At 65.7% G+C, this 25,286-nt stretch carries 26 protein-coding genes; 14 read left to right on the top strand and 12 right to left on the bottom strand.

The annotated features are described in order from the left end of the window. Positions 1–276: 276 nt before the first annotated feature. Entirely contained in the window at positions 277–1,974 is a 1,698-nt protein-coding gene (locus BVH73_RS12685) for an AMP-binding protein (RefSeq protein WP_079419201.1), read from the top strand. Positions 1,975–2,024: 50 nt separating this feature from the next. Continuing rightward, positions 2,025–2,723, top strand: a complete 699-nt coding sequence (locus BVH73_RS12680; protein ID WP_079419199.1) for a class I SAM-dependent methyltransferase — start codon at positions 2,025–2,027, stop codon at positions 2,721–2,723. A 25-nt stretch (positions 2,724–2,748) separates the two neighbouring features. Here the strand turns inward: BVH73_RS12680 and BVH73_RS12675 are convergent, their stop codons facing one another. After that, a complete protein-coding gene (locus BVH73_RS12675; RefSeq protein WP_245800339.1) occupies positions 2,749–3,852 on the bottom strand; it encodes an MFS transporter in 1,104 nt (367 codons plus the stop codon). Positions 3,853–3,988: 136 nt separating this feature from the next. Between BVH73_RS12675 and BVH73_RS12670 the strand changes: the two genes are divergently transcribed. Continuing rightward, the gene (locus BVH73_RS12670; RefSeq protein WP_079419195.1) at positions 3,989–4,927 is read left to right on the top strand and encodes a helix-turn-helix transcriptional regulator; all 939 of its coding nucleotides are present in this window, start codon (positions 3,989–3,991) and stop codon (positions 4,925–4,927) included. A 35-nt stretch (positions 4,928–4,962) separates the two neighbouring features. On the opposite strand, the gene orn is transcribed toward BVH73_RS12670, so the two are convergent. After that, positions 4,963–5,565 (bottom strand): oligoribonuclease, encoded by a 603-nt coding sequence (gene orn, locus BVH73_RS12665; protein ID WP_079419193.1) that lies wholly within the window; start codon positions 5,563–5,565, stop codon positions 4,963–4,965. A gap of 156 nt (positions 5,566–5,721) precedes the next feature. Between orn and BVH73_RS12660 the strand changes: the two genes are divergently transcribed. The 4 genes from BVH73_RS12660 to BVH73_RS12645 are packed head-to-tail and all read left to right on the top strand — an operon-like array spanning position 5,722 to position 8,679. Further along, positions 5,722–7,032 (top strand): M48 family metallopeptidase, encoded by a 1,311-nt coding sequence (locus BVH73_RS12660; RefSeq protein WP_079419191.1) that lies wholly within the window; start codon positions 5,722–5,724, stop codon positions 7,030–7,032. Positions 7,033–7,043: 11 nt separating this feature from the next. Next, on the top strand, positions 7,044–7,388 hold the full coding sequence (locus BVH73_RS12655) for a 4a-hydroxytetrahydrobiopterin dehydratase (protein ID WP_079419189.1): 345 nt from the start codon (positions 7,044–7,046) through the stop codon (positions 7,386–7,388). Positions 7,389–7,396: 8 nt separating this feature from the next. Continuing rightward, the gene (gene rsgA, locus BVH73_RS12650) at positions 7,397–8,362 is read left to right on the top strand and encodes a ribosome small subunit-dependent GTPase A (RefSeq protein WP_079419187.1); all 966 of its coding nucleotides are present in this window, start codon (positions 7,397–7,399) and stop codon (positions 8,360–8,362) included. Continuing rightward, a complete protein-coding gene (locus tag BVH73_RS12645) occupies positions 8,359–8,679 on the top strand; it encodes a putative signal transducing protein (protein ID WP_079419185.1) in 321 nt (106 codons plus the stop codon). Before rsgA ends, BVH73_RS12645 begins: the two co-directional genes overlap by 4 nt. Here BVH73_RS12645 and BVH73_RS12640 read toward each other — a convergent pair. The 3 genes from BVH73_RS12640 to BVH73_RS12630 form a co-directional block, all read right to left on the bottom strand. Then, on the bottom strand, positions 8,649–9,725 hold the full coding sequence (locus BVH73_RS12640; protein ID WP_179947950.1) for a hypothetical protein: 1,077 nt from the start codon (positions 9,723–9,725) through the stop codon (positions 8,649–8,651). The genes BVH73_RS12645 and BVH73_RS12640 overlap by 31 nt on opposite strands. 174 nt (positions 9,726–9,899) lie before the next feature. Further along, the gene (argF, locus tag BVH73_RS12635; RefSeq protein WP_079420622.1) at positions 9,900–10,835 is read right to left on the bottom strand and encodes an ornithine carbamoyltransferase; all 936 of its coding nucleotides are present in this window, start codon (positions 10,833–10,835) and stop codon (positions 9,900–9,902) included. Between the two features lie 19 nt (positions 10,836–10,854). Next, entirely contained in the window at positions 10,855–12,042 is a 1,188-nt protein-coding gene (locus BVH73_RS12630) for an aspartate aminotransferase family protein (RefSeq protein WP_079419183.1), read from the bottom strand. A gap of 223 nt (positions 12,043–12,265) precedes the next feature. On the opposite strand from BVH73_RS12630, the gene BVH73_RS12625 reads away from it, so the two are divergent. After that, complete coding sequence (locus tag BVH73_RS12625) at positions 12,266–12,667, top strand: DUF3579 domain-containing protein (RefSeq protein ID WP_079420620.1); 402 nt, start codon at positions 12,266–12,268, stop codon at positions 12,665–12,667. A 215-nt stretch (positions 12,668–12,882) separates the two neighbouring features. Here BVH73_RS12625 and rpsT read toward each other — a convergent pair whose 3' ends face one another. After that, positions 12,883–13,179 (bottom strand): 30S ribosomal protein S20, encoded by a 297-nt coding sequence (gene rpsT, locus BVH73_RS12620; RefSeq protein WP_079419181.1) that lies wholly within the window; start codon positions 13,177–13,179, stop codon positions 12,883–12,885. A 126-nt stretch (positions 13,180–13,305) separates the two neighbouring features. On the opposite strand from rpsT, the gene murJ reads away from it, so the two are divergent. The 5 genes from murJ to moeA all read left to right on the top strand — a co-directional run bounded on the left by murJ (position 13,306) and on the right by moeA (position 17,650). Further along, positions 13,306–14,844 (top strand): murein biosynthesis integral membrane protein MurJ, encoded by a 1,539-nt coding sequence (gene murJ, locus BVH73_RS12615; protein WP_079419179.1) that lies wholly within the window; start codon positions 13,306–13,308, stop codon positions 14,842–14,844. A gap of 57 nt (positions 14,845–14,901) precedes the next feature. Further along, positions 14,902–15,336 carry a TraR/DksA family transcriptional regulator gene (locus BVH73_RS12610; RefSeq protein WP_245800338.1) on the top strand — a complete coding sequence of 145 codons (435 nt, stop codon included), beginning with the start codon at positions 14,902–14,904 and terminating at the stop codon, positions 15,334–15,336. Positions 15,337–15,346: 10 nt separating this feature from the next. After that, positions 15,347–15,688, top strand: a complete 342-nt coding sequence (locus BVH73_RS12605) for a hypothetical protein (protein WP_079419177.1) — start codon at positions 15,347–15,349, stop codon at positions 15,686–15,688. 142 nt (positions 15,689–15,830) lie between these two features. Further along, positions 15,831–16,367 carry a molybdenum cofactor guanylyltransferase MobA gene (gene mobA / locus BVH73_RS12600; RefSeq protein WP_245800499.1) on the top strand — a complete coding sequence of 179 codons (537 nt, stop codon included), beginning with the start codon at positions 15,831–15,833 and terminating at the stop codon, positions 16,365–16,367. Then, positions 16,364–17,650, top strand: a complete 1,287-nt coding sequence (gene moeA, locus BVH73_RS12595) for a molybdopterin molybdotransferase MoeA (protein ID WP_079419173.1) — start codon at positions 16,364–16,366, stop codon at positions 17,648–17,650. The genes mobA and moeA overlap by 4 nt, the downstream gene beginning before the upstream one ends. A 27-nt stretch (positions 17,651–17,677) precedes the next feature. Here moeA and BVH73_RS12590 read toward each other — a convergent pair whose 3' ends face one another. The 4 genes from BVH73_RS12590 to BVH73_RS12580 form a co-directional block, all read right to left on the bottom strand. Beyond that, on the bottom strand, positions 17,678–18,118 hold the full coding sequence (locus BVH73_RS12590; protein WP_079419171.1) for a hypothetical protein: 441 nt from the start codon (positions 18,116–18,118) through the stop codon (positions 17,678–17,680). Positions 18,119–18,246: 128 nt separating this feature from the next. After that, a complete protein-coding gene (locus tag BVH73_RS12585; RefSeq protein WP_079419169.1) occupies positions 18,247–18,963 on the bottom strand; it encodes a Rieske (2Fe-2S) protein in 717 nt (238 codons plus the stop codon). Positions 18,964–19,106: 143 nt separating this feature from the next. Further along, entirely contained in the window at positions 19,107–19,250 is a 144-nt protein-coding gene (locus tag BVH73_RS15845) for a hypothetical protein (RefSeq protein WP_154048489.1), read from the bottom strand. A gap of 21 nt (positions 19,251–19,271) precedes the next feature. Continuing rightward, a complete protein-coding gene (locus BVH73_RS12580) occupies positions 19,272–20,642 on the bottom strand; it encodes an FAD-dependent oxidoreductase (RefSeq protein WP_079419167.1) in 1,371 nt (456 codons plus the stop codon). 208 nt (positions 20,643–20,850) lie between these two features. Between BVH73_RS12580 and BVH73_RS12575 the strand changes: the two genes are divergently transcribed. Further along, complete coding sequence (locus BVH73_RS12575; protein ID WP_079419165.1) at positions 20,851–22,257, top strand: sigma-54 interaction domain-containing protein; 1,407 nt, start codon at positions 20,851–20,853, stop codon at positions 22,255–22,257. 132 nt (positions 22,258–22,389) lie between these two features. Here BVH73_RS12575 and BVH73_RS12570 read toward each other — a convergent pair whose 3' ends face one another. Together BVH73_RS12570 and BVH73_RS12565 are read right to left on the bottom strand one after the other, a co-directional pair. Then, positions 22,390–23,673, bottom strand: coding sequence for a solute carrier family 23 protein (locus BVH73_RS12570; RefSeq protein WP_079419163.1), 1,284 nt, complete (start codon positions 23,671–23,673; stop codon positions 22,390–22,392). Positions 23,674–23,794: 121 nt separating this feature from the next. Next, on the bottom strand, positions 23,795–25,210 hold the full coding sequence (locus BVH73_RS12565) for a purine-cytosine permease family protein (RefSeq protein ID WP_079419161.1): 1,416 nt from the start codon (positions 25,208–25,210) through the stop codon (positions 23,795–23,797). Positions 25,211–25,286 lie beyond the last annotated feature (76 nt).

The raw sequence follows: 25,286 nt of genomic DNA, 5'->3' as shown, positions 1-25,286 counted from the left end.
GCACCCGCGCCGGGGATTTGGGCGGATACAGGGCGAGGCGCAGACCGCGCCATGCAAAGGCCTCCCCCTCCCAGCCTCCACCACGCCGTGGGGGAGGAGCGCTTGCTCCCTCTCCACTTGTGGGGAGGGTTGGGGCGGGGCGGCAGTTCAAACGTCAACGTGACGAATCAATAAGCTGCCGCAAACCTGCCGGGCGGCCCCCTCCGGAGCTGTATGCGTTGTGCCAGGAATGCCCCGCGGGCTACGATCAGCCCACAACAACATCCGGAGACAACCATGCCCAACGCCCACCCCGGCTTTCTGGAGGCGCGCGACCTGCTGCTGCGCCATCGCACCGACTACGCCCGCGCCTATGCCGAGTTCCGCTGGCCAGCGCTCGACGCCTTCAACTGGGCGCTGGATTATTTCGACCGCGTGGCCGAGGGCAACGAGGCCCTTGCCCTGTGGATCGTCGAAGAAGACGGACGCGAGGCCCGCCACAGCTATGCCGACATGGCCCGCCGCTCCGCCCGCATGGCGCATTTCCTACGCGAGCAGGGCGTGGCGCGCGGCGACCGCGTGCTGCTGATGCTGCCCAACTGCGTGGCGCTGTGGGACGTCATGCTCGCCTGCATCAAGCTCGGCGCGGTGATGATTCCCGCCACCACGCTGCTCACGCCCACCGACCTCGAAGATCGCATCGTTCGGGGTGCGGTGCGCCACGTCGTCTGCCTGCCGGCCGACGCCCCCAAGTTCGAAGATCTGCCGCAGGCCATCTGGTCTCAGGTCAAGGGCCGCTTCGCCGCGGGTCATCCCCCCGCCGGGTGGACTGCGCTGGACCGCGCGGAGGCCGCCCCCGCCGAGTTCACACCGGAGGCCCCCACCCGCGCCGCCGACCCCTTGCTGCTGTATTTCACCTCCGGCACCACGTCCAGACCGAAGCTGGTGCTGCACACCCATCAAAGCTATCCCGTGGGCACGCTGGCCACCCTGTACTGGATCGGCCTGCAACCTGGCGATGTGCACTGGAACATCAGCTCCCCCGGCTGGGCCAAGCATGCCTGGAGCAGTTTCTTCGCGCCATGGAATGCCGGCGCCGCCATCTTCGCCTTCAACCAGAGCCGGTTCAACGCGCAGGCCACGCTGGCAACCCTGGCGCGGTGCGGCGTGACCACGCTGTGCGCCCCGCCCACGGTGTGGCGCATGCTCATCCAGGAAGATCTCAAGCGCCATGACGTCAAGCTGCGCGAGCTGGTGGGCGCAGGTGAGCCCCTCAACCCGGAAGTGATCGAACGCGTGCGGGCCGCCTGGGGCATCACCATCCGCGACGGCTACGGCCAGACCGAGACCTGCGCGCTCATCGGTAACAGCCCCGGCCAGCGGCTCAAACCCGGTGCCATGGGGCGCCCGATGCCGGGTTACGGCATCCGCCTGGTCGATCTCGACGGCAAGGACGCCCAGGAGGGAGAAGTCTGCGTCGAGACCGAGCCGCGCCCCACCGGCCTGCTGGTCGGCTACGCGGGCGACGCCGAGAAGACCGCCCAGGTCATGCACGACGGCCTTTATCACACCGGCGATGTGGCGCAACGCGATGCCGATGGTTACTACACCTTCGTCGGCCGCACCGACGATGTGTTCAAGTCGTCCGACTACCGCATCAGCCCCTTCGAACTGGAGAGCCTGCTGATCGAACACCCCGCCGTGGCCGAGGCCGCCGTGGTGCCCTGCCCCGACGCCCTGCGACTGACCATCCCCAAGGCCTTCGTGTCGTGCCGGGCCGGTTTCGAACCCAGCGCCGAGCTCGCCCGCGACATCCTGGCCTTCGTGCGCCAGCGCGCCGCACCCTACAAGCGCATCCGCCGCATCGAGTTCTTCGACCTGCCCAAGACCATCTCCGGCAAAATCCGCCGCGTGGAGCTGCGCAAGCTCGAATCCACGCGAGTCCAGGGAACACGGGGCGATCTGGAGTTCTACGAGGACGATTTCGCTGCCTGAGGACGCCAACCCTCATCCCTAAAATCTCGCCCCCCCAACGAAGCCAAGCCATGATCCACAACGAACTCGACGTCCTCACCGACCTGGTGCCTCTCGGCAGCGGGTTGAAGATCATCGAACTGGGTTGCGGCAATGCCAGGTTGCTCGCCGAGTTGCTGCAACGCTGCCCGGCCTGCGAAGCGCTGGCGCTGGAAGTCGATGCGGTCCAGCACGCCAAGAACCTGGCGCGCCTGCCCGATACGCTCGCGGCGCGGCTGCGCTTCGTGCAGGAAAGTGCCACGGCCATTCCGGCCGAGGATGACTGCTTCGATCTGGCGCTCATGCTCAAGTCGCTGCACCACATACCGCAGCCAGGCATGCAGGCCGCGCTCGCGCAAACCTGGCGCGTGCTCAAGCCGGGCGGCTGGCTCTACGTCTCAGAGCCGGTGTATGACGGCGCGCTCAACGACATCGTCAAGCTCTACAACGACGAGGGCCCGGTGCGCGCCGCGGCGCAGGCCGCACTCGACCAGGCCCTGCTGACCGGCGCATGGCTGCAGACCGCCGAGCGCCGTTTCGACATGCCGGCGCACTTCCCCAACTGGGAGTCTTTCGAACAACGCATGCTCTACCCCAGCTTCGCCGATCATCAGATCACCGACGATTTGCGACACCGCGTCAAAGCCGCCTTCGATCCGCATGTCTCGGCCGAAGGCGCGTCTTTCACCCGGCCCATGCATGTGCGGTTGCTGCAGAAGCTGCCTGACTGATTCACTGATTCACCTTGTCGCTTCGTCACTTCGCCGCTGCCAGACCGAGCCCCATCGCCACAAGAGCCGAGAAGGCAAGCCACTGCAGCGCCCAATGCATGCCGAGGCCGGCACTCAGCAAGGGGCCCAGGAAGCTGGCGAGCGCGAAGGCCCCGAACAGCAGACCGAACGCCGCTTCCGCATGACCGTCGGCGACATGAGCCGCCAAAGCCGGAAGTTTGCCCGCCATGCCACCGAACGCCAGGCCCATCAGCAATGGGTAGGGGGCAAAGACCCAGGCGCCGAAGCCGTGGAGCGCCCCCAGCAGCAAGAGCGCGGCAAGAGCGTTGAGGCCCAGCGCTGCCGTGCGACTGAAGCGCGGTGAAATCCAGTCGGCCAGCAAGCCGAATCCAAGCCGTCCCAACCCGTTGCCCAAGGCCATCAGAGGCACAGCCAACACTCCCAGAGCTGCGCTGACACCCAGGGCCTGGGTGAGATGCCCTATCGTTGCAAAGGAGGCAGACCCCAGCGGGGTGACCAACAGAACAATGACCAGTGCCCAGCGCAAGGGCCGCTGCCTCAGCAGAACCGTCAACGGCAGGGGATCCGCTTGGCGGCCCGGTGCTGCGGGCGCCGCAGGCAGAAAGGCCCAGGCGATCCACCCGGCGGTCGCATACACGCCCAGCACAGCGGCAAGTGAAGGCCGCCAGCCCATGTGGCGGTTGATCTCGTCAAACAAGGGCGCACTGATCACGGACGACATGCCGTAAAGCGCAAGCAGCGCACCTCCCAGAGAACCGCGATGCTGCGGGTAAAGGCGCGAGACCATGGCGATGCAGGCGGCGGTCGACAAGCCCGCGCCGACGCCTAGCGCCAGCGCGCTGTAGCCCAGCATGAACGCCACGGGCCAGGCCGCCAGAAGGCCGATGCCCCCGCCCACCGTGAAGCAAGCCAGTGCCAGCGCCAACAGCGTCTTCGGCGCCAGGCGCGGAAGCGCGCGCCCCGCCAGAATGACGGCGGGCAGCAAGCCCAGCGGGGTGAGCGAAAAGGCCAGATCAAGGGTGGCCTGTGGCCAGCCACTCTGCAAATGGATGGCCGGGGAAATCGTCCCCCACGAGTAGATCAGGCCGAAAATGAACTGAAACGGCATCAGCAGGACAAAGGGAATCCATCGGCGCATAGGTAGAAATCAAGCGTGTCTCAGGCACTGTCTGAATCTGCATCGTAGACAGCGCCCCCGCATACACTTGGCTGCGCCTGAACTTGTTTTGAGGACGACACTGCACATGCCCGATCACCTGAACGGCGGCACGCCCCACAGCCCTGCGAACTGGGCGCAATTGTTGTCGCGCCGGTTTGTGCCTGGACACATCAGACTCAGCTCCCACGGCCCGGGCGGTCACATCGAGCAGGAGGTTCGCGCGGGCGCCATGCTCATGACGCCGCTGGTGGTGCAGCCGCAGATCATCACGCATACCGCGCAGCACCTGTCCGATTTGACGGCCGAGGCTCGCGACAGCGTCCTGAGCCATATCGTCATCGAGGGCGATGGTGTGATCGAGCAGGAAGGAACAGCGCTGCGTTTTCGTGGCGGCGACCTGTCGTTTCGCAACCTGCAACAACCCTCGCGCATCGTCTTCGAGACGCCTGCTCGTCTCATCGCCGTCAAAATACCGCGCAGCACCTTGCTCTGGCATCAGGCCAGACGCGAAGACCGGCAGCATCTGCGGCCAGGAATCGTTGCCTCAAGTCATTTACACGGACTGCTGCCAACAAACGACATGGGTTCCGTCAGCGGCCTGTATGCGGGGTTCGCGCTGCCCTGGCTGATCGCCGCTGCCTATCACAGTATTGGGCAAGATGCCGAGCCAGCCTATCCGCCGAACGCCACCCGCTGGCAACAGGTTCTGTCCTACGTCGAAGCCCATTTGTTCGATGCGTCAGCGCTGTCGCCTTCCCGCTGCGCGCGAGCTGTGGGCATCTCAGAGCGCTATCTCCACCGGCTCGCGTCACTGCGCGGCATCACCTTTTCCAGACTGGTGAAACACCGCAGACTGGAGGCCGCCCGCGTTCTCCTTGAACACCCGGCCTCACGGCATATGTCGGTTGCTTCGGTGGCCTATCAATGCGGCTTCACCGATCCGGCTCACTTCAGTCGCGCCTACCGGCAATGTTTCGGCCATCCGCCACGGCAGAGCCGCAAGTCCACGACAGCGACCCGGTAGATATCGAAGCGGATCTGTCAACACTTCCTGAGGGCTCAACCCGCCACCTCGGGATCCATCCCCACCACCGGCACGCGCAGGAAGTGCTCGCGGTAGTGGCGCAGTTCGTCGATGGATTCCTGGATGTCGGCCAGCGCGGTGTGGGCCTGCTGCTTCTTGAAGGCGGCCACCAGTTCAGGGCGCCAGCGGCGGGCGAGTTCCTTGAGGGTGCTCACGTCGAGGTTGCGGTAATGAAAATAGGCCTCCAGCTCGGGCATGCCGCGGGCCATGAAGCGGCGGTCCTGGCAGATGGTGTTGCCGCACATGGGCGACTTGCCTGCGGGCACATGCTTCTTGAGGAAAGCCATGATCTCGCGGCTGGCCTGCGCCTCGTCCACCGTGCTGGCGCGCACCCGGTCGGTCAGGCCGGACTTGCCGTGGGTGTTCTGGTTCCAGGCGTCCATGCCGGCCAGCACGGCGTCGCTCTGGTGAATGGCCAGCACCGGGCCCTCCACGCGCACGGTGAGCTGCGGGTCTGTCACGACCACGGCCACTTCGATGATGCGATCGGTGTCGGGATTCAGGCCCGTCATTTCCATGTCGACCCAGATGAGGTTGTCGTCGTGGCAGGCGAGGAGGGAAGCGGCGGAATCGGACATGGGATGCACTCAGTGTGGGAAAGGCGAAGACGCGTGGCGGAGACGGGTCGGGTGGGATAATCTGGCCTCTTGAGAAACACGGTTGCGCCCTGATGGAAAGCCCCTGATGGGAAACCCCGGGCGGGAACCGACAGCCAGACTGACAAGGATTTTCGCATGAGCCCGCAACATTTCGCCCTCGCCTGGAGCGTGCTGTTCGCCGCCGCGCTGATCGGCGGCACCGCCTTGAAGCTCTGGCTGGCCCAGCGCCAGCAGCGCCATGTGCTGGAACACCGCGAGGCCGTGCCCGCACCGTTTCGCGACAGCATTCCACTCGAAGCGCATCAGAAGGCCGCCGATTACACCGTGGCCAAGCTGCGCTTCGGTTTGTGGACCACCTTGTTCTCGGCCATGATCGTGCTGGTGTGGACGCTCGAAGGCGGTCTGCATCTGCTCAACACCTGGGTCAGTAGCACCTTCGGCACCGCTTTGGGAGGGCAGCTTGCGCTGCTGGTGGCCTTCGCCGTGATCGGCTCGCTGCTCGATCTGCCCTGGGACATCGCACGCACCTTCGGGCTGGAGTCGCGCTTCGGCTTCAACCGGCTCACCCCTCGCATGTTCGTCGCCGATCTGCTCAAGAATGCGCTGGTCGGGGCCGTGCTCATGGTGCCGCTGGCCCTGCTGGTGCTCTGGATCATGCAGGTCGCTGGAGGGTGGTGGTGGCTCTGGGCCTGGGCCGGGCTCACGGCGTTCAGCCTGCTGATGATGGTGGCGTATCCGCTGGTCATCGCCCCGTTGTTCAACAAATTCCAGCCGCTGCCCGACGGCGAGGTGAAAACCCGCGCGCAAGCCCTCATGCAGCGTTGCAACTTCGCGCTGTCGGGCCTGTTCGTCATGGATGGCTCGCGCCGCAGCGCGCATGCCAACGCCTACTTCACCGGCATGGGCGCGGCGCGGCGCGTGGTGTTGTTCGACACGCTGCTGGGCCAGCTCAGCCCGGCGCAGATCGAAGGCGTGCTCGCGCACGAAGTGGGGCACTACAAGCGTCACCACATTCTCAAGCGCATGGTGGTGATGTTCGGGGTCAGTCTGGCGGGCTTTGCCTTGCTGGGTTGGCTGTCCAACCAGGTGTGGTTCTATGTGGGCCTGGGGGTGATGCCCCATCTGTTCGCGCCGAATCATGCGCTCGCGCTGATTCTGTTCAGCCTGGCGCTGCCGGTGTTTGGCGTGTTTTTCAGCCCACTGGGCGCGGCCACCTCGCGCAAGCACGAGTTCGAAGCCGACGCCTACGCGGCCGAGCACAGCGACGCTCGCGCCCTGGGTGAAGCCCTCGTCACCCTGTACCGCGACAATGCCAGCACGCTGACGCCCGACCCGGTGTATGTGCGCTTCTACTACAGCCACCCGCCTGCCCTGCAGCGGCTCGAGCGTCTCGGAGCCCTGCCCGCCCACCAAGGGGCGCCTTCGCCGGCCTCGGCTGCCGCCTGAATCGAACGGTCATGACCTCACAGGATTTGCTCAACGATCACTGCCAGGAACTCGGCCCTGGGCACCGGCTCGACGATGCCGCCATGGCGCCCTATCTTGCGCTGCTGGAGGGCTGGCGGTTCGAGAACGGCAGCATCCGCAAGACCTTCACCTTCGGCAACTATTACCAGACCCTGGCCTTCGTCAATGCGCTGGCCTGGGTGGTGCACCGCGAAGATCATCACCCCGACCTGCTGGTGCAGTACAACCGTTGCAGCGTAGCGTTCAACACGCACTCGGCAGGGGGCATCACCCGCAACGACTTTGTCTGTGCAGCCAAGGCCGACGCGGTGTATGCACAGGGCGCCGCGCGCTGAAACCCTGCATGGACGCGTTGGACCGGCCCAGCACCCAGCGCCCCAAAGGCAAGCGCAACGCGAAACCGCCGGCTCCCGGAGCCCACGGCCTGTCGGCGCGCATCGTCGGCGCTTTCGGGCGGCACTACCTGGCTCAGCTCGACAACGGGGAAGTGCTCGCCTGCGTGCCGCGCGGCAAACGTGCCGAAGTGGTGTGCGGCGACCGGGTCGTTCTTGCGCCGGGGCATCCGCCGCTGGCCATCGAACACGTGCAGGCCCGGCGCAACGCCTTGTGGCGCGAAGACCCGTGGCGCAGCAAGATGTTCGCCGCCAACCTCGACCGGGTGCTGCTGGTCACCGCGACCTATCCCGGCATTCAGCACGGGCTGATCGGCCGGGCGCTCATCGCGGCCGAGGCCGCCGACATCCCCGTCACTTTGGCGCTGAACAAGTGCGATCTGCCGCAAGCCGCCGCTGCGCGTGCGGAGATGGCGCTCTACAGCGGGCTGGGCTACGAGGTCGTTGAATTGTCGGTACGCACCGCACCGCAGGCCGCGCTGGAGGCGCTCACCTCTTTGCTCAGCGGCCAGACCACCTTGCTGCTGGGCGCGTCGGGCGTGGGCAAATCCAGCCTGACGAATCTGCTGGTGCCGCTGGCGCAGGCGCCCACCCGCGAGATTTCGCTTGCCCTGTCTGCCGGCAAACACACCACCACGGCGACGCGCCTCTATGCCCTGCCTGGCCTGCCCGAAGGCAGCACCCTGATGGATTCGCCAGGCTTTCAGTCGTTCGGCCTGCACCATCTTTCCGTGTCGCAGTTGCAGCACGGCTTTCCGGAAATCAGGGCGCGCATCGGCCAGTGCCGATTCCAGAACTGCACCCACCGGGACGAGCCCGGCTGCGTCTTCACCACCGATCCACAGGCCATCTCTGCCGCGCGACTGGCGTTGTATCGCACGCTCTACGCCGAACTCACCTCGGCCGCCTCGCGATGAAGCGGGTGGAGATTGCGCCCAACCTGGTCATCGCCACGCTCTGGGCCGACGCACTCAACGCCGCCGGCATGCGCGCCGAAGTGTTTTCGCGCTACCTCACCAGTATCGCTGGGGAGATACCGCCCGACCAATGCGATCCGGCCGTCTGGGTCATGGACGACAACGATCTGGCAGGCGCCCGGCAGTTGGTGCGCGAGTTGCGCACCCCTGTACGCGGTGCCGGCTGGACCTGCCCCGAATGCGGTGAACGCCACGGCGCACAGTTCGCCCAGTGCTGGAACTGCGGTCACAGCCACCCAACGTCGACGCCGGGCTGATCGGCTGCCCGCCGGGTTGGCGGATCGGCGCGCGTGGTCACGGGGACATCCTCTAGCCAGTGTTGCGCGCTCAACAGGAGCGCAAACAGCACCGCACCGATCGCCGCGCCGCTGAGCAAGTCGGCGTGCCCCAGTGTCCAGACGCCAAACCCGCCATGCAGACTCCACGCCAGGAGACTGAAGCCCCATCCGCCCCAGAGCAGCATTCGGCGCGAGCCACGCGACAGCCAGGGCGCAAGCAGCAATCCCGCGGCGATCAAGGACCCGACCGCGGTGACCAGAACGGCGAGAACCTCCATGCCGAGCGCATGCCCCAGGCCTGTCCAGAGGTCGATCCACTCGATCTGCCAGTCCGGCGCGGCCCGCTGGGCCTGCGCCAGCGACGCCGACAGATGCGCCCCGATGGCCGGCTGCCACGCCGCCCAGGCGGTGGCGGCCCAGAGCAGTCCAGTCAGCCAGAAAGCCCAGCGCACCCGCCGGGAAGCGGGCCGCCCCAAGGCCGCACCAGACCATGCCGAACCCTGCCAGGCGCGCAGCAGCAACAGCAAGGCGAAACCCAGCGCATAGACGAGCGCAGCCGCGCTCGCAGCACCGCCGCCGAGCGTGCTCCACAGGAATAGCTCGTAGGCCAGCCCCAGCCAACCCAGCGGCGGAAACGCCCACCCCGTCAACAGGCCGACCGTCAGCAACGCCTCGATACCGAAGAGCAAGGCCAGCGCCTTGTTCACCCCGACAGCCGAGAGAACAAGCCAGACCGCACCGCGCCAGGCGGCGCGCCAAGGCGGCTGAACCAAGGTACCAGCGGTCGGCCGGGCGAAATGAGCGGCGAAATGCGCCACATAGTGAGGGTGGAAATGCAGGCCGAGATTGATGGCGAAGCACACGCCGAACGCGATGCGCGCCCAACGCAGTGCCCGCATCGCCGCCACGTCGGCCGCCCTTCGCGGCCCCTCATGCTGCGGCTCTGCCTGGGGCAAGGGCAGCCTGACCTGGGGAACGCCACTGCCGTGACGCGACGCCGGAGATATCTGTTGTGTGGACGCCATGCCTGAACTCCCGGACGGTGCATCGCTTCGTGATGCACCGCACCCGGATTCTGCTCAGACAGGCTTAAAGGTGGCTTAGGGCGACGCTGAACAAGTTCCCGCGATGGTGCGCGAGGGGCTTGCTCAGCGTTGTCTTGGGGCAAGGCTGCTGCCCTCAGGCACCAGGAGAACCCGTCAGTCCAGGCGGCCGAGCAGCAGAAATTCCATCAGCGCCTTCTGGCCGTGAAGACGGTTTTCCGCCTCGTCCCACACCACGCTCTGCGGTCCGTCGATGACCTCGGCGGCCACCTCCTCGCCGCGATGGGCCGGCAGACAGTGCATGAACACCGCGTCAGCCTGAGCGCGCGCCATCATGTCCGCATCGACCATGAAGCCGTCAAAGGCTTGTTCACGAGCCACCTTCTCGGCTTCAAAGCCCATGCTCGTCCACACATCGGTGGTGACCAGATGCGCGCCCGCGCAGGCCTGCCGCGGATCGGCGAACTCGCGCAAATGCGCGATCTGAGCGGCGCTCAGCGGATAGCCGGGCCGGTCCTTCTCCACGCCATAGCCTTTGGGCCCGGCGAAGTGCAAGGTGAAATCGAGCACTTCCGCGGCCTGCAGCCAGGTGTAGAACATATTGTTGGCATCACCGATCCAGGCCACGGTCTTGCCCTGGATCGGGCCGCGATGCTCGATGTAGGTCATGACATCGGCGAGGATCTGGCAGGGATGGAATTCATTCGTCAGGCCGTTGATCACCGGCACGCGCGAATGCGCGGCAAAACGCTCGACGATCTCCTGACCGTAAGTGCGGATCATCACCAGGTCGACCATGCGCGAAAATACCTGCGCCGCATCTTCGATGGGCTCGCCGCGCCCCAACTGGCTGTCGCGGGTGTTGATGTAGATGGCCGCGCCGCCGAGCTGATGCATGCCGGCCTCGAAACTCAGGCGGGTGCGGGTGGAGTGCTTCTCGAAAATCATCGCCAGCGTGCGATCGACCAGGGGCTGATGCGGCTCGTAGCGCTTGAACTTGGCCTTGATCAGCGCCGCGCGGGCAAAGACGTAGTCGTACTCCTCGCGGCTGAGGTCGGAAAATTGCAGATAGTGCCGCAGCGTCGTTTTCATCAAAGCCTCCTTGTTCATCTCACTGTGCCGGCGCCGTTTGCAGAAAACCCTGCACCGTGGGGACCAGCGCCTGCACCAGCGCGTCGGCCTGCTCCTCCGTGAAGATCAGCGGCGGAAGAAGCCGGATGACGCGATCCTGGGTGACGTTGAGCAACACCCCGCGCTCCAGCATCTGCCCAACCAGGGCGCCAGCGGGGCGGTCGAGCTCGATGCCGATCATCAGTCCCTGGCCGCGCACCTCCACGACCCCCGGCGTGCCCGCAAACGCCTGGCGCAAAGCCCCTTGAATCTGTGCGCCACGCGCGTCGGCGTTGGCCAGAAGACCCTCGTCTTCGATCACCGCGAGGGTTTCCAGCGCCGCGCGGCACGCCAGCGGATTGCCGCCAAAGGTGGTGCCGTGCTGGCCGGGGCCGAACGTCGTCGCGGCCGTTCCGCGCGCCAGCAGGGCGCCAATGGGCACCCCCGACGCCAGCCCCTTGGCCATGGCGATCACGTCGGGCTTCACGCCAGCCCATTGGTGGGCGAACCACTTGCCGGTGCGTCCCGTGCCGCACTGCACCTCGTCGATCATCAACAGCCAGCCATGCCGATCGCAGAGCGCGCGTGCGGTGCGCAGAAAATCGGCCTGCGCAGGCTGGATGCCGCCCTCGCCCTGAATGGCCTCGACGAAGACCGCCACGACATGGGGATGCGTATCGGCCACCGTCTGCAACGCCGCAGCGTCGTTCAACGCCACGCGCACAAAACCTTCAACCAGGGGCTCGAAGCCCTTTTGCACCTTGGGATTGCCCGTGGCCGAGAGCGTAGCCAGCGAACGTCCGTGGAACGCGCGCTCGAACACCACGATCTCCGGACGGGCAATGCCGCGGTTGTGGCCGTGCAACCGCGCCAGCTTGATCGCGGCCTCGTTGGCCTCCAGCCCAGAATTGCAGAAAAACGCCGTCTCCATGTCGCCCAGGGCGCAAAGCCGCTCGGCGAGCTGCTCCTGCAGGGGAATCTGATACAGATTGGAGGTGTGGATGAGCTTGCCGACCTGATCAGTCAGCGCGGCCACCAAACGCGGATGCGCATGGCCCAGCGTGTTGACCGCGATGCCGGACAGGGCATCCAGATAGCGTCGCCCTTCGGTGTCCCAGATCCAGGCTCCCTCGCCATGCGAGAAGGCGATGGCTTGACGCGCATAAGTGTTCATCAGATGCGAGGACATGGACGGTTCTCCGTTGCAAAAAACAAACCCGGTGGCACAGGGCTCTGCACCACCGGGAGCAATGGCGAATTATAAGGAGACCGGCATGTCGCCCGCGGCGGCACGCGTCATGAGCCTTTTGTTGCAACTGCAACACAGAATCACCATTCGGGTTTACCCGGAAATACTGCGTTGCAGCATAATTGCGGCACCGCAGCAAAACTGCCTCTTCAAGGATTCAGCCATGAGCGCCCTTCCCCACTCCCTCCAACTGGTCAAACCCAGAGAAATTTTCATACGCGGCATCACTCAGGATGGCCGCACCTTCCGCCCGAGCGACTGGTCCGAGCGCCTTGCCGGCCTGATGGCGCGCTTCCGCCCTGTCGGTCAAGGCACCAAGGAAGCCCATCTCGGCTATTCGCCCTATTGCGTCCCTACGCTGGTGGACGGCGTGCGTTGCCTGGTGGTGAGCGAATCGCTGCGCGACGTCGAACCGATGGCTTTTGACTTTCTGCTCAACTTCGCCCGCGACAACCACCTCGATGTGGTCGAAGCCTGCCTCACCGACCTCGCCGAGGAAGAGGCTGCGATGGACGACCTGCAAGTGGCGCGCGACGCTTTGCAACGCGTGTTTCAGACCGCCTGAGACGAGACACCTCTACACCGTGTTGCCCTGAACTTGAAGAGCGCCCCCAGGGCCGGGCTTTACCCAGCCCGCCCGCCGAGGGGTCAAGAAAACCTGGGGCGGCCCTGCGCTTCCTTGAGAGGAAGGTGAAATGGAGGAAGGTGAAATGAAAAAAGCCCGCGGATGCGGGCTTTTTTGTGGCCAATGCAAAGATCGGCCGGAGCAGGCAAGGCAAATCAGGCGGCGAGCGCCTTGATCGCCGCGTTCAGACGGCTCTTGTGACGCGCTGCGGTGTTCTTGTGGAAAATCTTTTTGTCGGCGATCGAATCCAGTACGGGAGCGTTGGCCTTGAACACTTCCATGGCTTTGGCATGGTCGCCTGCGGCGATGGCTTTGCGCACCGACTTCACAGCCGTACGAAAGCGCGAACGCAGTGCGGTGTTGGCGGCGTTGGCCTTGATGGATTGACGCGCGCGCTTGCGGCCCGACGGGGTGCGAACGCTCTTCTTTTTGGCTGCGGCTTTGGTTGCCATGGTGATAGTCCTCTGAAATCCTACTTGAGTTGCCTGCTCGGAAAACCGGCCATTATAGAACAAAAGCGGTGCTGCACCAGCGCACTTACCGAGTCGGCCCCGGGGTCGTTCCTATAATGCCGCCCGGTGAATCTTCTCAAGGCCGCCTCCACCATCTCCCTGCTCACGCTGACCTCGCGCATCACGGGCCTGGTGCGCGAAATCATGGTGGCCAGCTATTTCGGCGCCAGCGCCTGGACCGATGCCTTCAACGTCGCGTTCCGCCTGCCCAATCTGCTTCGGCGCATGTTTGCCGAAGGCGCGTTCTCGCAGGCCTTCGTACCTCTGTTGTCGAAGACGCGGCAGACCCAGTCGGAGGCGCAGACGCAGGAACTGATCGATCAGGTCTCGACCGCCTTGCTCTGGATCCTCGCAGGGATCAGTCTGGCCGGGGTGCTGCTTTCGCCGGTGCTGGTCTGGCTCACGGCCTCGGGGCTGCGACCTGAGGCCTTCGATGCGGCCGTCTGGATGACGCGGTTGATGTTTCCCTATGCCGGCCTGATCTCGCTGGTGGCGCTGAGTGCCGGCATTCTCAATACCTGGAAACATTTCGCGATTCCCGCAGTGACCCCCGCGCTACTCAATCTGGCCATCATCGGTGCGGCACTGGCTTTTCACACCCTGGTGCATCCGCCCATCTTTGCCCTGGCGATCGGCGTGATGATCGGCGGTGTGGTGCAACTCGCAGTGCAATGGCCGGCGCTGCGCAGGTACGCCGTGATGCCGCACTTTCGCCTGAGCTTTCTCAAGGCATGGCGTTCGGAGGGCGTGCACCGGGTGGTCAAGCAGATGCTGCCCGCGAGTCTTTCGGTCTCGGTGGCGCAGGTCTCGATCGTCATCAACACGCAGATCGCCTCGCACCTGCACGCGGGCAGCGTGTCCTGGCTGGCCTATGCCGACAGGCTGATGGAATTTCCGACCGCCATTCTGGGCGTCGCGCTGGGCTCCGTGCTATTGCCCAGCCTGTCGCGCGCCAGCGCGGCGCAAGACAACGTTCAATACAGCAAGCTGCTGGACTGGGGCCTGCGCCTCACCCTGGTGCTGGCCTTGCCCAGTGCCATCGCCCTGCTGCTGTTTGCCCAGCCCCTGGTCTCGATGCTGTTCAACTACGGCCGCTTCGATCATGCCGACGTGCTGGCCACGACCAGCGCGCTGCGCGCTTACGGCATCGGGCTGATCGCGCTGATCGGCATCAAGATTCTCGCGCCGGGTTTCTATGCTCGGCAGGATTTGCGCACCCCGGTCAAGATCGCGTTGGTCGTGCTGCTGTGCACCCAGCTGATGAACCTGCTGTTCGTGCCCTGGCTGGGACACGCGGGCCTGGCCCTGGCCATCTCCATCGGCGCGCTACTCAACGCCAGCCTGCTGTTTCGCGGTTTGCGTCGGCGCGGCATGTTCCAGCCCCAGCCCGGCTGGGGACAGTACGCCGGCCGCATTGCGCTGGCGCAACTGCCCTTGGCCGGCGTGCTCCTCTGGGGCGCCGAAAAACTGCCCTGGGACCGTGCGCACGGCGATCTGGCGCGACTGGGCACGGGGTTGGGCCTGCTGGCGGTGGCGGGGCTGCTTTACTTTGCCACATTGCGACTGCTCGGATTCCGGCTGCGCCAGTTCATGCACCGCGATTGAGGTGTTGCGCCAGCGCAAGCCGCTGGTTCGCGTCGGATTTCACAATGAAGGCATGATGTGCCTGCAACGCCCATTCATCTGGCCTACCACTACCGGGAGAACGACATGAGCCTGAGCCTCGAACAACGCCAAGACCTGCGCGACAAACTGCTGCTGCGCCGTGCCCAGATGGTGGCCGATCTGCGCAGCGAATCGATCAGCGACGAAGGCACCCTGGCCGTGCGCAGCCATCGCGGCGAGACCGACGACGAGGCCGTCGTCGAGGCGATGGACGCCCTGGAAATCGCCTCCACCGCCCGCGATGCCACCGAGCTGGCCGCGATCGACCGGGCCTTGCAGCGGCTCGATACACCCGACTTCGGCGTCTGCATCGATTGCGACGCCGAGATCGAGACGGCGCGGCTGATGGCCGAGCCGACCGCTTTGCGCTGCACCGCGTGTCAACGGCGTTTCGAGCACATGCACCCCACGCCCGGCGGCGCGCGGCTGTAGCATCCGGAGCATGTCTGCACGCCCCGCCCCTCCGCTGGGCCCTCCGGGCCTGGAGCGAACGCTGACGCGATGGCTGATACCGGCCTACGTCGCCGGGGTCGGCCTGCCCTGGATCATCGGCGCCTGGATCAAGACCGGCTACCAGCCGGGTCTGCTCAAAACCGATCCGCAGCCCGCCCGCGACCTGATCGACATCTTCTGCATGGGCGTCAGCCTGTTCGATGCGGCGCTGGTGTTCACCGTGGGCGTCGGCTGCCTCGTCGTCTCCATCATGAAGGGCCCGGCTCGCTACGCCGACAGTGCCTGCGCCACGCAGCCCATCGAGGAGCGCGACGGGCAGGGGCGGCCTTGACATGACGGCATCTCAAGGCCGCATCGAGGCCAGCGAGCATGCCTCGCCCGGCGGGACGCAAGGCGTTCCGGCCCAGCCGCGCTGCCGCATCGACCCCGCCGACCTCACCGGCCTGATCCTCGCGGGCGGCCGCGGCCTGCGCATGGGCGGAGCGGACAAGGGGCTGCAGCCCTGGCGCGGCCAGGCGCTTGCCCTGCATGTGCTGCAGCAACTTCAACCGCAGGTCGGGCCCCTGTTGATCAACGCCAACCGCCACCTGGCCGTCTACCGCGCCTGGGGCGCGCCGTTGGTGAGCGACGACGCCGACCTCGCCTTTGCCGGCCCTCTCGCCGGCATGCTTGCCGGTCTGGAGGCCTGCTCCACCGCCTATCTGCTGAGTGTGCCCTGCGACACCCCACGACTGCCCGGCGACCTGGCGCAGCGTCTGGGCCACGGTTTGCTCGCGCAGGGCGCACGCATGGCCATGCCGCGTGCAGGCGGCCGGCTGCAACCCGTGTTCTGCCTGATGGAAGCCGGGCTGCGCGACGATCTGCGCGCCTTTCTGCAGGCGGGGGACCGCAAGGTCGCACTGTGGGCGGAACGCCACCGGCTGGCCGTCGTCGAGTTTGACGATCCGCTGGCCTTCCAGAATTTCAACACCCCGGACGATCTGCAACGCCAGGACCGCCTTTCGCCATGACAGCCCCCGTCGATCTGCAGCACATCCTTTCCTGCGTGGACGGCTACGACCCCGACGCGCTCCGCGTCGACCAGGCGCTGGACATCCTTCGGGCCGGCATCAAGCCGGTCCAGACCACCGAGAAACTTGCAATACGCGCCGCGCTGGGACGGGTGCTGGCGCACGACCTCATCTCCCCGATCGACGTGCCCTCGCACGACAACTCGGCGATGGACGGCTACGCCCTGCGCAGCAGCGACCTTGCCACCCAGGGCGATACCGTGCTGACCATCGCCGGACGCGGCCTTGCGGGCCATGCCTTCGACGGCGACGTCCCGCCGCGCAGCGCCGTGCGCATCATGACCGGCGCCGTCATGCCCGAGGGCTGCGATACCGTGGTGCCACAAGAGCTCTGCCACGTCGAAGGCGCCACCCTCACCTTGCCACCCGGGCGGGTTCGCCCGGGCGACAACCGGCGCCTGCGAGGCGAGGACCTGGCCCGCGGCAAGGCCGCGCTGCCCGCCGGCAAATTGCTGCGCCCGGCCGATCTGGGGCTGCTGGCCTCACTGGGCCTGTCCGAGGTTCCTGTACGCCGCAGGCTGCGTGTGGCCATCGTCTCCAGCGGCGACGAACTGCGCTCGGTGGGGCAGCCTCTCGACCCCGGCTGCGTCTACGACAGCAATCGCTACACCCTTTGGGGCATGCTGGAGCGGCTGGGCTGCGACGTGATCGATCTCGGCGTGGTCCCGGACAACCCCCAGGCGGTGGAGACCTCCTTGCGGCACGCAGCCGAGTGTGCCGACGTGGTGCTCACCTCGGGCGGCGTCAGCGTGGGCGAGGCGGACTACCTGCGCAGCACGCTCGCGGCGCTGGGCGAGGTGCTGTTCTGGCGCATTGCCATGCGCCCCGGTCGACCGCTCGCCTTCGGTCAGCTTCACGGCGACGCGCATCGCGCCTGGCTGTTCGGCCTTCCGGGCAACCCGGTGGCGGTGATGGTGACGTTCTATGCTCTCGTGCGCCCCGCACTATTGCATGGCATGGGCGCTCTCGACATGCCGCAGCCCCTGCTTCGCGCCAGGAGCACGCAGGCCTTGCGCAAACGCCCTGGCCGCACCGAGTATCAGCGCGGCCTGCTTGCGGCCCTGCCGGGCGGCGGATGGCAGGTCAGCCCTCTCGGCAACCAGGGCGCCGGCGTGCTGAGCTCCATGTCGCAGGCCCATGGGCTCATCGTGCTGCACCACGATCAGGAAACCGTGCAGGCGGGCGAGGACGTCGACGTGCTGCTGTTCGAAGGACTGGTGTAAGCCCCCGTCGCCGCGTTGCGGACTGCTTCAGAAGATCTTGTTGATCAGATCGTCGCCCAGTCCCATGCCTGCGCCCATTTCCATGGCACGGCCGAAACCCGAGTTGAGAAACCCGTCGAGCGCACCCATGATGCCGCCTCCCTGCTGCTGCATGGGCATGGCGGCGTTCTGCGACATCATGCCTTGCGGCATATAGCCCGGCTGCATGGCGGCCGGCATGGCCTGCATCTGCTGCGCCTGGTTCTGCCACATGGCGTGAATGGCTTGCAGCACCTGGCTCATCTGTTGCTGCTCGGTCTGCACACCCAACGCCACTTCGCGCAGGTCGAGCAGCCACTCGCGGGCATCCTGATTGCCGCCTTGCGCAGCGGTCTGCAGCTTGCCGGCCAAGGCCTGCAACTGCTGTCCGACCTGCTGCGCCTCGCCCTGCAGTTGCTGATACTGCTGATCGATGGTCTGAATATCCATGTGTCCTCTTCCTTGCGTCTTTGACTCACGCTATTGCACGCCAAGTGGCGCGCGCTTTGGGTCAGCGAAAGTCAGAGTCGCAACGGAAGATGACAGCCGCCAGATCTCACCTGCCGCGTCAAACCCCTTCAGCAATGCGCCACATAGGCCGAATACTGGCTAAGCGGCACGGCGGCGGCTTTCGTGGGGGCGGTGGCCTGGAAGTGCGCCGCGCCGTAGGTGTGGATGAGTTGCAGGCGGTAGAGCTTGAAGAAGTGCTCGAACATCGGATGGCCGATCACGCCGGTGGCCGTGAGCGTGTCGGCCTGGGGGTCGTGCTGGAGGATGATGGCCGCCAGGGGATGCGGCGCCGGGCCGCTCATCACCTTGGCGCCCTCGGAGGGGTCGTACACGCTTTGATGGGCGCAGCAGACGATCATCCCCGGCTTGCCCGAGACCTGGGTGGCCTTGGGATCATAGGAAATCACGCTGCTGTCCTTCTCCGGGTACGACAGTTGGTGGGCGCAGATGGCGGTGTAGGCCACGAGCGTCTTGTCGGGCCCGACACCGCCTGGCCAGTCGTAGCTCTGCCCCTCCGCGCTGAGTTGGGCAGGCGCCGCCGCGCCCTGCAGGCGGATGAGGAAGGCCGGGGTGCTGGCGTAGGGGTAGCTGAAGACATAGGCCTCGCGGGTGCCGAGCTGGGACGCCTTGAGCGGCGCGCCCTGGGCGTCGGTCAGCAGCACGGGGGGCTGGGGCACATCGGGCACGTCGGCGGCCCAGGCCGGCAGCGTGAGGGTGGACAGGTCGAGCGCGGCGCAACCAGCCGCGGCGGTGGAACAGATTTGAATGAAGCGTCGGCGTTGCATCGGCGCAGACTCCCTGGATAGGAAAAGATCGGGAGGCGAGGAGGAAGCCTCCCGAGAAAGGCAAGCGGTGCAGTGGAGACAACACCGCGCCGTCACCACAACGGACGGCAGGCCGCGACCAGCGCGAACCCACCTGCAACAACTCAGGGCTTGTGAATGTTTCGGGCCTGTCCGAAAAGCGCGTCAAAACGCACCCGACCGCGGCGCAAGGCACCGCCATAGCGCGAGCTATGGCCGCGTGCCTTTGCAACGAAGATCAGGGGTGTCTTGGCGTGCAGGGCGGGCATGGCGGAAAGGTTCACAGGCTCTCAGGTGAACATGTCGGTGTAGAGCCCATTGCCCCAGGCCAGATAGGCCGCGGCGTTGGCCACGCTGCGGGTATCGTCCTCCTTCACATTGGCAAAGCCGAAGGTCTTGGGGTTGTAATGAGCGTCCACGTAGATGGCCTTGTTGGGCTGCAGATCCACCATGGAGTAGCACAGGGTCTCGGGGCTTTGCCAGGGAATCTTGACGTCCTTGTCCTTGGCCCGCGAGGCGATGACCTTGGCGACGTAATGCGCTTCGGTGTTGGCGGTGTTGCCACTCTTGGAGTAACCCATGGGCCGCACGTCACCGCAGGCGTAGACGTAGTGATCGCCCTTGATGTTGTAGTGAAAGGGATCGATATTGGCTTCGCGCTGGGTGCTGTCGGGCGAGACCAGGCCCATCTGCTGGATGATGTAGCCGCCTTGTACGCCGGGATAAAGCGTGGCATCGTCGAATTTGATGTCGTCGATCTCGGTCTTGATGATCTTCTTCCACGGATCGACACCGCGAATGGTGGACGACGGTCGGTACTCGATGATGTCCTTGTAGAGCTCGTTGAACGCCGCGTGAAAGCCCTTGGCCTTGATGATGATGTCGGGGTTCGGATCGATCAGCAGTACCTTGCCCTTCACGCCGGTCTTCTTCATCCAGCCGGCGACGATGCAGGCGCGCTCGTAGGGCGACGGCAGGCAGCGGTAGTTGCCCGTGGGCACGGTGACCACGAAGGTGCCCCCGGCGAAGCCCTGGATCTTGTTGCGCACCGAGACCTGCTCGGTGGGCTGGATCCAGCCGCCCGGATACATCTGACGGATGGCGAACTGCGTATCCAGATCGTCGGCGGGAATGCCAAAGCGGGTGAAGTCGTAGTCGATGCCCGGGCAGATCGCCAGAAAGTCATACATCACCTGGCCCATATTGGTGTAGAGCCGCTTGGCATCGCGGTCCACCCCGGTGACGGTGCAGTTGTAGTAGGTGTAGCCGTTGGTCTGCGCCGCGTCGAGGTAGCTGTGGTTGGCCAGATACGCCATGTTCACCACGTCGGGATACCAGAGGTTGCTGCAAAAGCAACTCTGGTACTGGCTGCGTTTCTCCAGCAGCAGCACATCGAACTTGGGGTTCTCCTTCTTCAGATACTTGGCCAGGGTCAGGCCTGCGGTGCCGCCGCCCACCACCACCACCCGCGGCCCTTTGGCCTTGGGCACGGGCAGCCAGCCGCCGCCGCCGATCATCGGCGCGGCCTGGGCCGTCTGGGGTAGAACCGCACCCAGCCCCGCGGCCCCTGCCGCAGCCGCGGCGGTCGCCAGGGTGGTGTCGCGCATGAAGCGCCGCCGCGCCGGGTTGGCTGCGGGTTTGTCCGGTGAATCCGAATGCATGTCATCCTCCGTAGGTGTTTTGGCAGACCACGCCAGGCGTGGACACGCTCTTTCAGCAAAATCCGAACCAACACCTAAGCCATTGATTTCATTCGGTCTGCAATGTTTTGTTGCATCTTTGGCAGCCCGACCCTGCCAAAGCGTCCTGACACATTCCACAATTGGCATACCGCAGACCACCGAACACGGTGGCAGAGGAGACAACATCATGGATTACGACGCCCAGTCGCTGATCGATGCGCGCGAGCTTCCCTTCGTGCTGATCGACCGCAACTACACGGTCATTGCCGCCAACCGCGCGTACCGCGTCGCCTATGGCCTGCAGGCGGGCGACATCACCGGCCGCAAATGCCACGAGCTGTCCCACCATTCGGCCACGCCCTGCCATATGCAGGGCGAGCACTGCCCGCATCTGCATGTGATGCGCAGCGGGGAGCCCGACGAAACCGTGCATGTCCATTTCAACGCGCAGGGCCAGCCCGAACATGTGCGCCTCAAGGGCTATCCCATCCACGATGCCCAGGGCAACCGCCTGCTTGGAGAGGAAATCCATCGCATGCCCGCGCCCGTGCAGCCTGCCGCAGGCCACGCCCTGTTGCAGGGACTCTCCCCGCGCATGCTTCAGGTGCGGCACGATCTTGGCATCGCCGCGCAGACCGATGAGCCGGTGCTGATCGAAGGCGAAAGCGGCACGGGCAAGGAGCTGGCGGCGCAGGCGCTGCATCAGGCCTCGGGCCGGGCGGAACGGGACTGCGTCGTGGTGGACTGCACGACGATTCCCGAGTCCTTGTTCGAGTCGGAATTCTTCGGCCACGAAGGCGGCGCCTTCACCGGCGCCTCCGCGCGCAAGACCGGGCTGTTCGAGCTGGCCGACGGCGGCACCCTGTTTCTCGATGAAATCGGCGAGCTCACCCTGCCCCAGCAATGCAAGCTGCTGCGGGCGCTCGAAAGTGGCGAGTTCCGCCGCGTCGGCAGCAACGCGCTGCGACGCGCCGATGTGCGTGTGGTTGCCGCCACGAACCGATCACTGGCAAGAATGGTGCAGGAGGGGAGCTTCCGCAGCGATCTGTACTTCCGGCTCTCGGTGTTCAGCATCACCTTGCCGCCCTTGCGCGAGCGGCCAGAGGACATCGCCATCCTGGCCCGGCATCTCCTCTCGCGCATGGCGCTGCGGCCGCAGCACACCGCACCCGCAGCACTGCTGAGTGGCAACACCGATGCCATCAGGCCAGTCTGCGGCTGTGGCGCGACCCGCTGGGAACTGACGCCAGACGCCCTGCGCCAGCTCATGACCTACCCGTTCCCGGGCAATGTGCGCGAGCTGCGCAACATCCTGGCGCGTGCGGCCGCAACCGCGGTGAACGGCCGGATCGGGGCAGACGATCTGCTGCTGCCCGCCACCGTCGATGACGTACCGGCGCACGACAGCCGATCCAAACCGCCGACGGACGATGCGGCCCGGATCGGCGCACTGAGCCCGGAACATCTCCAGGCCATTCTGGCCTCGCACCACGGCCACCGCGGCCGCGCGGCGCAGGCGCTGGGCATCAGCGAACGCACGCTCTACCGCAAGCTGCGCGAGGCGCAGCCCCCCGGCGATCCCAATCGTTATTGATCCGGCGCGTTGCAGTTTGAAACGGCGCCTCCCCGCAAGGGCAGAGGGCGTGAACACGCCTCCCCCACGCTGTGGGGGGAGGCCGCTGCATGGCCTTCCCCGTTGCGGATCGACAGGAACAGAACCCGCCGTTCATGCAGCCCGCCGGCGCCCGAGCAAGGCGTGCAGAAAAATGGCGCCAAAAGTTGCGGTGCCGATGCCGCCGAGAGCGAAGTCGCCGAACTTCAGGGTGAAGTCGGCCGTGCCCAGCATCAGGGTGATGGCCACGATGATGAGGTTGCGGCTGTCGGAGAAGTCCACCTTGTTGTCCACCCAGATCCGCGCGCCCGACACGGCGATCAGACCGAAGATGACGATGGCCACACCCCGCAGCACCGGCGGCGGAATGAGATGGATGAGGGCGCCGAATTTGGGGCTGAAGCCGAACAGAATGGCGATCACCGCGGCGGTGGCGAAGATCAGCGTGGAGTAGATCTTGGTCGCCGCCATCACGCCGATGTTCTCGGCATAGGTGGTCACCCCCGTGCCGCCGGCCGAGCCCGACACCATGGTGGCCAAGCCGTCGCCCAGAAACGCCCGTCCCATGTAGCGATCGAGGTTGCGGCCCGTCATCGCGGTGACGGCCTTGATGTGGCCGAGGTTTTCCGCCACCAGGATGACGACGACGGGCACGATCAGCGTCATCGCCCGAGGCTGGAACTCGGGTGTGGCGAACGCCGGCATGCCGAACCACGCCGCCTGGGCGACGCCGGAGAAATCCATCGGTGTGCCCAGCCCCAGTCCGTTGGTCAACACCGCGTAGATCACGCTGGTGATCAGCAGCCCCACCAGGATGAGCAGCCGCTGCACCATGCCCCGCGTGTAAACCGCCACCAGGCCGATGCTGACGAAAGAGATCAGCGCCATCCAGTCGTCGAAGTTGCTGGCGCCGTGACTCTTGATCGCGATCGGCGCCAGGTTCAGCCCGATCACCGCGACCACCGAACCCGTCACCACGGGCGGCATGAGCCGCTCGATCCATTTCACGCCCACGCCCATGACGATGAGGCCGATCACCGCATACACCACGCCGCAGGCGATGATGCCGCCCAGGGCGACACCGATGTTCGGGTTCGCCCCGCTGCCCGAATAACCGCTGGCGGCAATCACTACGCCGATGAAGGAAAACGACGATCCCAGATAGCTCGGCACCCGGCCGCCGACGACCAGGAAGAAGATCAGCGTGCCGATGCCGCTCATCAGAATGGCGATATTGGGGTTGAACCCCATCAGCAACGGCGCGAACACCGTGGAGCCGAACATGGCCACCACGTGCTGCAGCCCCATGGCCAGGGTCTGCGGCCCTGGCAGGCGTTCATCCGGGGCGATCACCCCGCTGGTCTTGAGTTGCCAATTTGGAAAATAGCCTTCGGCCATGTCGAGCTCCGTGTGTCATGTTGTCGTGCCGCGGCAAATGACCTGCCGCGGTGGTGGCGCGCTGCCACGCCGCCATGCTACGGGCACGCGAAACGGCGCCTTCGTCGCGGCCAGCCCGGGTTTACCGGCGCGTGCCGCGCAACTCGATGCGGCGCAGAACCAGATAGACGAGGGCCGCGAACAGCACGCCCAGCTCGAAGCCGATGTCCATGCCATACGGCGGATTGAACAGGCCCGCCACAGGCCCGACGAACAGCGACTGCGCCGCGCCCAGATACACCCCGAACAGCCCCGCCGCCATGGCGATCACCGCGGCCCAGCCCACGGGCAGCTTGCTCGGCGTGTTCCAGTGGTCGAGGTCATAGCGGCCACGGCGGAAGACCGCATGCTCCAGGATCAGGATGATGGCCCACGGCCCCAGCCAGTACGCCACCACCAGGAGAAAGTTCTCCAGCGTGGCATTGAAATGCGCGGCCGAAGGAATGGCGATGATCACGTAGACCACGGCACCGATCAGCGTCCAGACCGCACGATTGATCTTCTGGAAGCCGCGACCGAGCACCTGCATCGACAGGCCGGCCGAGTAGTCGTTGGGAATGTTGTTGGCGATGACCGAGAGCGCCAGCAGCAACAGCAGCAGCTTGCCCGCCCCGCCCATCGGCTGCAGGGCCTCGGACAACAAAGCGCCGCCACCGCTCTGCGCCGCCTTGCCAAAGGCCGTCACCGTGGTCAGCCCCAGACCGAGCGACTCCAGCAGGATGCAGGGAACGATCACGCCGAAGAAGGTCAGCCAGAACACCCGCTTTGCCGAGGTGTCTTCCGGCTGGTTGACGTTGTAGTCGGCCGCATACGAACTCCAGCCCGTGGCAAAGCCGAAGATCGCTCCCCCGAATGACACCAGCGAGGCGACATGCGCCATGGTCCACACCGGGGTGGGCAGCGCCTGCATCTGTCCGCCCGCGGCGAACAGCACGATGAGGAAGATCGCGGCCATCGGCATCCAGGCATAGCGCTCGTAGCGGTGCACATAGCGATAGCCGTACAGGCTGACCGCCGTGGTCAGCACGGCAATGAGCAGAATGCCGGCCCACACCGGCACCGCGCCGCCGCTGATGGCCGTGACGATCTGCGCGCCGACGATCACATTCACCGCCGACCAGCCGATGCACGCCGCCACATTGAACAGCGCCATGATCTTCGCGCCGTGCCAGCCGAAGGAATAGCGCGAGATCGTCATCTGCCGCAGACCGAGCCGGGGGCCGAGCGTGGCGAAGAACGCCACGGGCAGCACGCCCAGCACATTGAAGAGCGCGATCACGCCCAGGCTGTCCCAGAACCCGAGCCCGAACACCGGCACCGCCAGCGCACCCAGCGCCACGGTCGAAATCACCAGATTGGCCGACAGCCACATGGTGAAGTTGTCGAACACGCGCACATGCGCGCGCTCGTGCGGCATCACGCGTTCGATGCCGCGTTGCTCGATGCCGCCCTGCCCGACTCCGGGTGTCAGGCTCAAGGTATCAGTCGGTGTTTGCATGGGATTCAGGAAGTGCGAAATAGGAAGGATGCACGCTGTCAGTGCACGTGCCTTGGGTGCGGTCAAGACAAGCAAA

Origin of the sequence: Thiomonas intermedia (genome assembly GCF_002028405.1) — a bacterium.
Taxonomy (GTDB): domain Bacteria; phylum Pseudomonadota; class Gammaproteobacteria; order Burkholderiales; family Burkholderiaceae_C; genus Thiomonas; species Thiomonas intermedia.
This window is presented reverse-complemented; position numbering and strand designations above follow the sequence as displayed.